General features: G+C 42.9%; 9 protein-coding genes. All 9 read left to right on the top strand.

The features are described 5' to 3' along the window. Positions 1 to 123: 123 nt before the first annotated feature. The 9 genes from trmJ to V7783_RS20715 all read left to right on the top strand — a co-directional run bounded on the left by trmJ (position 124) and on the right by V7783_RS20715 (position 8,217). Positions 124 to 846: a tRNA (cytosine(32)/uridine(32)-2'-O)-methyltransferase TrmJ gene (trmJ, locus tag V7783_RS20755; RefSeq protein ID WP_335680349.1), complete on the top strand. Its 723-nt coding sequence runs from the start codon at positions 124 to 126 to the stop codon at positions 844 to 846. Positions 847 to 1,068: 222 nt separating this feature from the next. Beyond that, a complete protein-coding gene (iscR, locus tag V7783_RS20750; protein ID WP_335680348.1) occupies positions 1,069 to 1,560 on the top strand; it encodes a Fe-S cluster assembly transcriptional regulator IscR in 492 nt (163 codons plus the stop codon). A 23-nt stretch (positions 1,561 to 1,583) separates the two neighbouring features. Then, positions 1,584 to 2,801: an IscS subfamily cysteine desulfurase gene (locus V7783_RS20745; protein WP_335680347.1), complete on the top strand. Its 1,218-nt coding sequence runs from the start codon at positions 1,584 to 1,586 to the stop codon at positions 2,799 to 2,801. 40 nt (positions 2,802 to 2,841) lie between these two features. Further along, complete coding sequence (iscU, locus tag V7783_RS20740; protein ID WP_016710658.1) at positions 2,842 to 3,225, top strand: Fe-S cluster assembly scaffold IscU; 384 nt, start codon at positions 2,842 to 2,844, stop codon at positions 3,223 to 3,225. A 9-nt stretch (positions 3,226 to 3,234) separates the two neighbouring features. Next, complete coding sequence (gene iscA, locus V7783_RS20735) at positions 3,235 to 3,558, top strand: iron-sulfur cluster assembly protein IscA (RefSeq protein WP_064668139.1); 324 nt, start codon at positions 3,235 to 3,237, stop codon at positions 3,556 to 3,558. A 94-nt stretch (positions 3,559 to 3,652) separates the two neighbouring features. Next, positions 3,653 to 4,180, top strand: coding sequence for a co-chaperone HscB (hscB, locus tag V7783_RS20730; protein ID WP_335680346.1), 528 nt, complete (start codon positions 3,653 to 3,655; stop codon positions 4,178 to 4,180). A 51-nt stretch (positions 4,181 to 4,231) separates the two neighbouring features. After that, a complete protein-coding gene (gene hscA / locus V7783_RS20725; RefSeq protein ID WP_335680345.1) occupies positions 4,232 to 6,094 on the top strand; it encodes a Fe-S protein assembly chaperone HscA in 1,863 nt (620 codons plus the stop codon). Between the two features lie 11 nt (positions 6,095 to 6,105). Then, the gene (gene fdx, locus V7783_RS20720) at positions 6,106 to 6,444 is read left to right on the top strand and encodes an ISC system 2Fe-2S type ferredoxin (protein ID WP_016710654.1); all 339 of its coding nucleotides are present in this window, start codon (positions 6,106 to 6,108) and stop codon (positions 6,442 to 6,444) included. Between the two features lie 345 nt (positions 6,445 to 6,789). Further along, positions 6,790 to 8,217: an NAD-dependent succinate-semialdehyde dehydrogenase gene (locus tag V7783_RS20715; RefSeq protein WP_335680344.1), complete on the top strand. Its 1,428-nt coding sequence runs from the start codon at positions 6,790 to 6,792 to the stop codon at positions 8,215 to 8,217. The last annotated feature ends 168 nt before the right edge of the window (positions 8,218 to 8,385 follow it).

The following is an 8,385-nucleotide window of genomic DNA, read 5'->3' as shown; positions in this document are numbered from 1 at the left end:
ATAGCTGATAGCTGATAGCTGATAGCTGATAGCTGATAGCTGATAGCTGATAGCTGATAGCTGATAGCTGATAGCTGTGTTATAATCCGCGCAATTTTTTGTATGAGTGAAAGTAGCACCGCAATGATCTTAGATGACATCCGTATTGTTTTAGTCAACACCTCGCATTCAGGTAACATCGGCTCAGCAGCCCGCGCGATGAAAACCATGGGCTTATCAAAACTTTATTTAGTTGATCCTGCGTGTGAAGTAGATAGTCACGCAAGCGCATTAGCTGCGGGTGCTACTGATGTGTTAGGAAATGCGGTGATTGTTGATACCGTGGCTGATGCAATTGCTGATTGTGCGCTAACGATTGGTACCAGTGCTCGTTCACGAACGTTATCATGGCCTATGGTTGAGCCGCGTGAGTGTGGCGAGAAACTAGTCGCGGAAGCCGTTAATGGCCCAGTGGCACTCGTGTTTGGTCGCGAAAACAGTGGCTTAAGCAATGAAGAGTTACAATTATGTAATTACCATGTGTGTATCCCAGCCAATCCAGAGTATAGCTCACTTAATTTAGCGATGGCTGTGCAAACGCTATGCTATGAAACGCGTATGGCGTTTTTAACTCAACAACCTAAAGTCATTCAAGAAGACGATGCAGTTTACCCAAGCTCAAAACAAACCGAGCTATTTTACGAGCATTTAGAAAAAACACTTTTTGATACTGGTTTTATCATCAAACAACATCCTGGCATGGTAATGACCAAGCTGCGTCGATTATTCAACCGCGCACGACCAGAAGATGCAGAGCTAAATATCTTACGCGGTATTTTGACCTCAATAAATAAGTCTACTAAATAAGCGAAAGTTATAAGACTATTTGCTGCTAATACTTGACTAAATTACTCAGGTAATTACAATGAACACAATACTTGACTAAAACAGTCGGGTATTGAAGTGTTTTGAAAGCTCTAAGCTCTAAGCTCTAAAACTTAAGACTTACAGCTCTAAAGCTGCGTCATAATAATACTTGACTATTTTACTCTGGTAATTAAAATTTGCACTCTTTAGTGCGGGGGCTCCATGAAGTTAACATCAAAAGGCAGATATGCCGTCACAGCGATGCTTGATGTTGCGCTACACGCAAATGTAGGGCCAGTTCCCCTTGCCGATATTTCAGAGCGACAAGAAATTTCGTTGTCGTATCTTGAGCAATTATTTGCCCGATTACGTAAAAATGGTTTAGTAAGCTCTGTGCGTGGCCCAGGTGGTGGTTATCTACTTGGTCGTGAAACGCATGCTATTTCGGTTGGCGATGTGATCAATGCTGTTGATGAATCAATAGATGCAACCCGTTGCCATGGTGCAACTGGTGGTTGTCAAAGTGGCATGCGTTGTTTAACGCACACGCTATGGTCAGATTTAAGTGCCCGAATAGAAGACTTTTTAAATGGTATTACACTTGCGGAGTTGGTGGAACAGTCAGATGTGCAAGAAGTTGCATCTCGCCAAAAAAGCAACGTTAGCAATGCAATTAAGCAATTGGAAAATATTCAAGTAAGCTGCCAACTATAGGTTGGCGTCCAGCGGAGAAAGAAATGAAGTTACCGATTTATTTAGATTACGCAGCAACCACGCCAGTTGACGAGCGTGTTGCAAAAGAAATGATGCAATGCCTAACAATGGATGGCAATTTTGGTAACCCTGCATCACGTTCACACCGTTTTGGTTGGCAAGCTGAAGAAGCGATTGATCAGGCGCGTACTGATATCGCAGATCTAATTAACGCAGACCCACGTGAAATCGTTTTCACTTCGGGTGCGACAGAATCAAATAACCTTGCAATTAAAGGTGCAGCACAGTTTTACAAAAAGAAAGGTAAGCATGTTATTACCGCTAAAACTGAGCATAAAGCCGTGATCGACACGTGTCGTGAGCTTGAGCGCCAAGGTTTTGAAGTTACTTATATGGACGTTGAAGAAAACGGCCTACTTGATCTTAAAAAGCTTGAACAAACTATGCGTGACGACACCGTATTAGTAAGCATCATGCACGTAAACAACGAGCTGGGTGTAATTCAAGATATCGCGACAATTGGCGAAATGTGTCGTGAACGTAAAATCATGTTCCACGTTGATGCAGCGCAAAGCGCGGGTAAAGTATTAATTGACGTACAACAACTTAAAGTTGATTTTATGTCATTCTCAGCACACAAAGTTTATGGCCCGAAAGGCATCGGTGCACTTTATGTTCGCCGTAAACCACGTGCTCGCTTAGAAGCACAAATGCACGGTGGCGGCCATGAGCGTGGTATGCGCTCTGGTACACTAGCAACTCACCAACTTGTTGGAATGGGCACTGCATTTAAAATTGCTAAACAAGATTTTGAAAAAGATCATGCACACATCAGCGCGCTTCGTAAGCGTTTAATTGATGGCATTATGGCTGATATGGAAGAAGTGTACTTCAATGGTACACCTGATCAATCAGTACCAGGAATTGTTAACATCAGCTTCAACTTTGTTGAAGGTGAGTCGTTATTGATGGCTGTAAAAGATATTGCTGTATCATCAGGCTCTGCCTGTACTTCAGCAAGCTTAGAGCCTTCTTATGTATTACGTGCGCTTGGCCGTAACGACGAATTAGCACATAGCTCAATTCGCTTCAGTATTGGTCGTTTTACTACCGAAGAAGAGATTGATTATACCGTCAATTTAATGAAGAACTCTATCGGTCGCTTACGTGAGATGTCACCTCTTTGGGAAATGCATCAAGAAGGTGTTGATTTAGATTCAGTTGAATGGGCTCATCATTAATAGATGAGTACATCCGCTAGCAGGTAATGAGGATAGTATTATGGCGTATAGTGATAAAGTAATCGATCATGTTGAAAACCCACGTAACGTAGGTGTTTTAGACAAAAATGATCCATCAGTAGCAACCGGTATGGTTGGCGCACCAGCATGTGGTGACGTAATGAAGCTGCAAATTAAAGTATCAGCTGCAGGCGTCATTGAAGACGCTAAATTTAAAACATACGGTTGTGGTAGCGCAATTGCTTCATCATCTCTGGTAACAGAGTGGGTTAAAGGTAAGACTTTAGATGAAGCTGCAATGATCAAAAACACTGACATCAGTGCTGAGCTTGAGTTGCCACCAGTGAAAATTCACTGTTCAATTTTAGCTGAAGATGCAATCCAAGCAGCAATTGCAGACTACAAAAGTAAACAAGCGAAGTAAGAGATAATCATGGCAGTGACATTGACAGATGCGGCAGCAAACCGCGTAGAATCATTTTTAGCAAATCGCGGTAAAGGCCTAGGCCTGCGCGTAGGCATTAAAACGACGGGCTGTTCAGGTCTTGCTTATGTTCTTGAGTTTGTTGACGAGTTAACTGACGGCGACGAAGTATTCGAATCCCAAGGGGTGAAAGTAATCGTTGACGCTAAAAGCTTGGTTTATATTGATGGTACTGAGCTTGATTACACCAAAGAAGGTTTGAATGAAGGGTTTAAATTTATTAACCCAAATCAAGCTGATGAGTGTGGTTGTGGCGAAAGTTTCACAGTTTAAAGATTGAAAGAGCTGTATATTGAAGCCCTGCACCTGTAGGGCTTTGTTCTATCTGAATTTTAAGCCAATACGTTAATTTGGCATGGTTGGAATTATGCGTTATTTTGAATTGTTTGCGATACCCGTTGATTACAATGTGGATTTAGCAACAGTAAATAAAAATTACCTCGAACTCCAGCGTGCTGTTCATCCAGACCGTCATGCGAATGCTAGTAGCCGTGATAAATTATTAGCGGTACAAAATACGGCTGAAATCAACGACGCCTTACAGACTTTAAAGCACCCAGTAAAGCGTGCTGAATATATGCTCAGTGAGCTGGGTGTAGATATTCGAGCTGAACAGCAAACGTTGCAAGATCCACTCTTTTTAATGCAACAAATGGAACTGCGTGAAGAGCTTGAAGAGTTAACTGCAAGTGCCGATCCCGATGCAGCAATAGCCCAATTTGAACAGCAAATAAAACAACTTGATAGTCAATATAGCGCCCAATTAGCAGAGCAACTAGCAAGTAATGATGAGCAGCAATGGCAGTTAGCCGCTGATAATATTCGCAAATTAAAGTTCGTGTACAAATTACGCGATGAATTAGAGCGAATTGAAGACAGTTTATTCGACGATTAATTATCTAACTTACTGAACTACAAGTAAGTCAAACAAGAGTTAAAGAGCATTATGGCATTATTGCAGATTGCTGAGCCGGGGCAGAGCGCGGCACCACATGAACATAAGTTAGCAATAGGTATTGATCTGGGTACTACCAACTCACTCGTTGCAACAGTGCAAAGTGGCGAAGCCCGAACCCTTACCGATATAAGTGGTGCAGCTATGCTCCCTTCAGTTGTTCGCTATCAAGCTGACAGCATTACAGTTGGTGCAGACGCGGCACAAGCGGCGACGCAAGACCCTGCCAATACGCTCGTTTCAGTAAAGCGTTTTTTAGGTAAAACTCAAGCCGAAATTGAACACAGCTATGGTCAATTACCGTATGACTTTTGCCAGTATGATGGTGCACTTGCTATTAGTACTGCAGCAGGCAATATCAGCCCAATCACCGCATCAAGTGATATTTTAAAAGCATTAAAACAACGCGCAGAAGAAAGCTTTGCAGGGCAAGATATTCTAGGGGCCGTGATCACAGTACCGGCTTACTTTGATGATGCTCAGCGTCAAAGCACGAAAGATGCTGCGGAGCTTGCAGGTATTAATGTACTTCGACTATTAAATGAACCCACTGCAGCCGCGGTTGCTTATGGCTTAGACTCAGGTCAAGAAGGTATAATTGCGGTTTATGATTTAGGTGGTGGTACCTTTGATATTTCAATTCTGCGCCTAAACCAAGGCGTGTTTGAAGTACTGGCAACCGGTGGTGACTCAAGCCTAGGTGGTGATGATTTTGACTCATTATTAGTGGATCACTTTAAGCGTGAAACTGGGGTAATGACATTATCACCTTCAAATCTACGCTTATTCATCAATAAAGCTAAAGCCTGTAAAGAAGCACTCAGCCAATACGCTAAAGTGAATGTTGGCCTTGAGTTTGATGATGAAAAGCACATGGTTGAAGTAACCCGTGACAAGTTTGAAGAACTTGCCATGGTATTAGTTAAAAAGACACTTAGATCGTGCCGTCGTGCCGTCAAAGATGCTGGCATCAGCAATGACGAAGTACTGCAAGTGGTTATGGTCGGTGGTTCAACTCGCATGCCAATTGTACGCAGTCAAGTTGCTGAGTTCTTCAATAAAGAACCGCTTACCTCAATTGACCCAGACCGTGTAGTTGCTCTAGGTGCAGCATTGCAAGCCGACGTGCTGGTAGGCAATAAGCCAGATTCAGACATGTTATTACTTGATGTTTTACCACTGTCACTTGGCCTTGAGACCATGGGTGGCTTGGTTGAAAAAATCATTCCACGTAATACCACAATTCCTGTGGCACGCGCACAAGAGTTCACTACCTTTAAAGATGGCCAAACAGCAATGTCATTGCATGTACTGCAAGGTGAACGTGAGCTGGTTGATGATTGCCGTTCATTGGCTAAATTTAGCTTAAAAGGTATTCCACCAATGGCAGCGGGCGCTGCGCATATTCGAGTTACCTTTAAAGTTGATGCAGATGGCCTGCTGAGTGTATCAGCAATGGAAAAATCAACCGGTGTACAAGCTGAGATCCAAGTTAAACCATCGTTTGGTTTATCAGACGACCAAGTCGCTAATATGCTTAAAGAGTCGATGACTAACGCCAAAGATGACATGCAAGCACGTATGCTCAAAGAGCAACAAGTAGAAGCACTGCGTGTTATTGAAGCGCTTTATGCATCATTAGCAACCGACAGCGCTTTACTAGATGAGCAAGAATTAAATGACTTGAATGCAGAAATTGCTAAACTAGTGACAGTTCGCGAAACAGCCACCGAGCCAAGTGAAATAAAAGCAGCCATTGAAAAAGTTGATAACGCCAGTAGTAAATTTGCTGAGTTAAGAATGGATGCATCGATTAAAAAAGCACTGCAAGGGCAGTCAGTAGACAACGTTTAAAAGAGGTTAGAATGCCACAAATTATTTTTCTTCCCCACCCGGAATTATGTCCTGACGGCGCTGCAATTGATGCACCAAGTGGTGAAACAGTACTTGATGTAGCACTTAAAAACGGCATCAGTATTCCGCATGCATGTGAAAAGTCATGTGCGTGTACTACGTGTCACTTAGTGATCCGTGAAGGATTTGATTCTCTAGATGAAAGCGATGAACTTGAAGACGATATGCTAGATAAAGCATGGGGCTTAGAGCCAGAATCACGCCTTGGTTGCCAAGCAATTATTCGTGATGAAGACTTAATAGTTGAAATACCGAAGTACAATCTCAATATCGTTAATGAAGAGCATTGATTTAAAGCGCAGTTATAAGTTGTAAGCCTTAAGCTTTAAAGAAAACACCGCGCTCAATTTGAACGCGGTGTTTTTGTTTATAAAGGTGGAAAATTGCGCGAGGTAAACTCGTGCCTAGGGGGTTGCTGCGGAGTTTAAATTTGCGTAGGCGCGGCTTTATGCCGCGCAAGATTTAAGTGATTTACTCACAAAGAGGTTAAGAGAGCGCTGCGCTTAAGAGGAAGATATAAATGGCTATGTTTTCTCATTTACTCTCATTGTCTTCTCTTTGTGCAAATTGTTTATGTCTTGCCTGTAATGATCATAACATTGGCTTTATGCCGTAATAATTGCTTTGGAGGCTTTATGGATAATCTATTATTTAGCGACTCTTTCATTAACGGTGAGTTTTACTCGACCGCTAGCCATTTTGATATAATTGACCCTGCTACAGAGCAAAGTATTACTTCGGTCAGCGATATAGACCAAGCGGGTGTTAAACTTGCCATCAACGCTGCTCACGGCGCATTTATTAAGCTCAAAACGACTAATGCCACCACCCGTAGTGCAGTTTTAAATCGCTGGTATGATTTAGTTATAGAGCACAAGCAAGCACTTGCAGAATTAATGACTAAAGAGCAGGGCAAACCACTTAAAGAAGCGCAAGGTGAAGTTGAATATGGCGCAGGCTTTATAAAATGGTACGCCGAGCAAGCCAAACGTAGTTACGGTGAGCTGATCCCAGCCACGGACGATAACCATAGGTTATCAAGCTTTAAGCAGCCGATTGGCGTGGTTGCAGGTATAACTCCTTGGAATTTCCCTATTGCCATGGTGACTCGTAAAGTCGCCCCTGCTTATGCCGCAGGCTGTAGTTTTGTATTAAAACCCTCAGAACATACCCCTTTATGCGCTTTAGCATTGGCATATTTGGCTGACCAAGCTGGTTTTGAAAAAGGTGCTTTTAATGTATTACTCTCTGAAAACGCTAAAATGGTTGGCGAATTACTGACTGAATCCGAACTTGTTCGTAAGTTTACTTTTACCGGCTCAACAGGGGTAGGTAAGCAATTACTAGCGCAATGTGCCCCTACTATTAAGCGTGCCTCAATGGAGCTTGGTGGTAACGCACCGTTTATTATTTTTGGTAATGCTGATTTAGACGATGCCGTTACGGGTTTAATGGGTGCTAAATTCAGAAATGGTGGGCAGACGTGTGTGGCGGCCAATCGCATTTTTGTGCAGCGCAGCGTACTTGATAAAGTACTCACGAAGCTGGCTGAGAAAGTTGCAGCATTAAAAGTTGCGAATGGCTTTGAGGCCGATACTGATATTGGTCCATTAATTTATCCTAAGGCCAAGCAAAAAGTGCAAGAGTTAGTTGCGGATGCATTGACTAAAGGGGCATCAAAAATAGGCGATGATAAAGATCTTGGTGGTAACTTTCAGGCGCCACTGATCTTAACCGGAGTAACCAGTGAAATGGATATCTATCATCAAGAAGTATTCGGCCCAGTCGCTAGTATTATTGCTTTTGATGACGAAGCCGAAGTACTCGCGATGGCAAACGATGTTCCCTACGGCTTAGCAGCTTATTTTTATAGCCAAGATATCAAACAAGTCTACCGTGTGAGCGAAGCGCTAGAATATGGCATGGTTGGTATTAACGAGGGTTTGATTTCAAATCCAGTCGCTCCGTTTGGTGGTGTAAAACAGTCGGGCCTCGGTCGTGAAGGCGGCCATCAAGGGCTAGATGAGTACCTCGAAGAAAAATATGTGTGTATGAAAATTTAGCTTTAGAGCGGTAAGCTATAAGCTATAAGTTTTAAGCTGCCCGAGTACTTTTTAAGTGTTGACATAAGAATTTGCAGCGCTCAAATTTTTGGCTTACCGCTTACCGCTTACCGCTTACCGCTTACCGCTTACCGCTTACCGCTTACCGCTTACCGCTTACCGCTTACC

Source organism: Pseudoalteromonas sp., from assembly GCF_036960685.1.
Lineage (GTDB): Bacteria > Pseudomonadota > Gammaproteobacteria > Enterobacterales > Alteromonadaceae > Pseudoalteromonas.
The sequence above is the reverse complement of the archived record's forward strand: the minus strand, read 5'-3'. Positions and strand labels throughout refer to the sequence as shown.

What these genes read in the sequence shown, in the direction of transcription:
- V7783_RS20745 (WP_335680347.1), top strand. Translation starts at nt 1,584, where the DNA reads ATGAAGTTACCGATTTATTTAGATTACGCAGCAACCACGCCAGTTGAC.
- iscR (WP_335680348.1), top strand. Translation starts at nt 1,069, where the DNA reads ATGAAGTTAACATCAAAAGGCAGATATGCCGTCACAGCGATGCTTGAT.
- hscB (WP_335680346.1), top strand. Translation starts at nt 3,653, where the DNA reads ATGCGTTATTTTGAATTGTTTGCGATACCCGTTGATTACAATGTGGAT.
- iscA (WP_064668139.1), top strand. Translation starts at nt 3,235, where the DNA reads ATGGCAGTGACATTGACAGATGCGGCAGCAAACCGCGTAGAATCATTT.
- trmJ (WP_335680349.1), top strand. Translation starts at nt 124, where the DNA reads ATGATCTTAGATGACATCCGTATTGTTTTAGTCAACACCTCGCATTCA.
- hscA (WP_335680345.1), top strand. Translation starts at nt 4,232, where the DNA reads ATGGCATTATTGCAGATTGCTGAGCCGGGGCAGAGCGCGGCACCACAT.
- fdx (WP_016710654.1), top strand. Translation starts at nt 6,106, where the DNA reads ATGCCACAAATTATTTTTCTTCCCCACCCGGAATTATGTCCTGACGGC.
- iscU (WP_016710658.1), top strand. Translation starts at nt 2,842, where the DNA reads ATGGCGTATAGTGATAAAGTAATCGATCATGTTGAAAACCCACGTAAC.
- V7783_RS20715 (WP_335680344.1), top strand. Translation starts at nt 6,790, where the DNA reads ATGGATAATCTATTATTTAGCGACTCTTTCATTAACGGTGAGTTTTAC.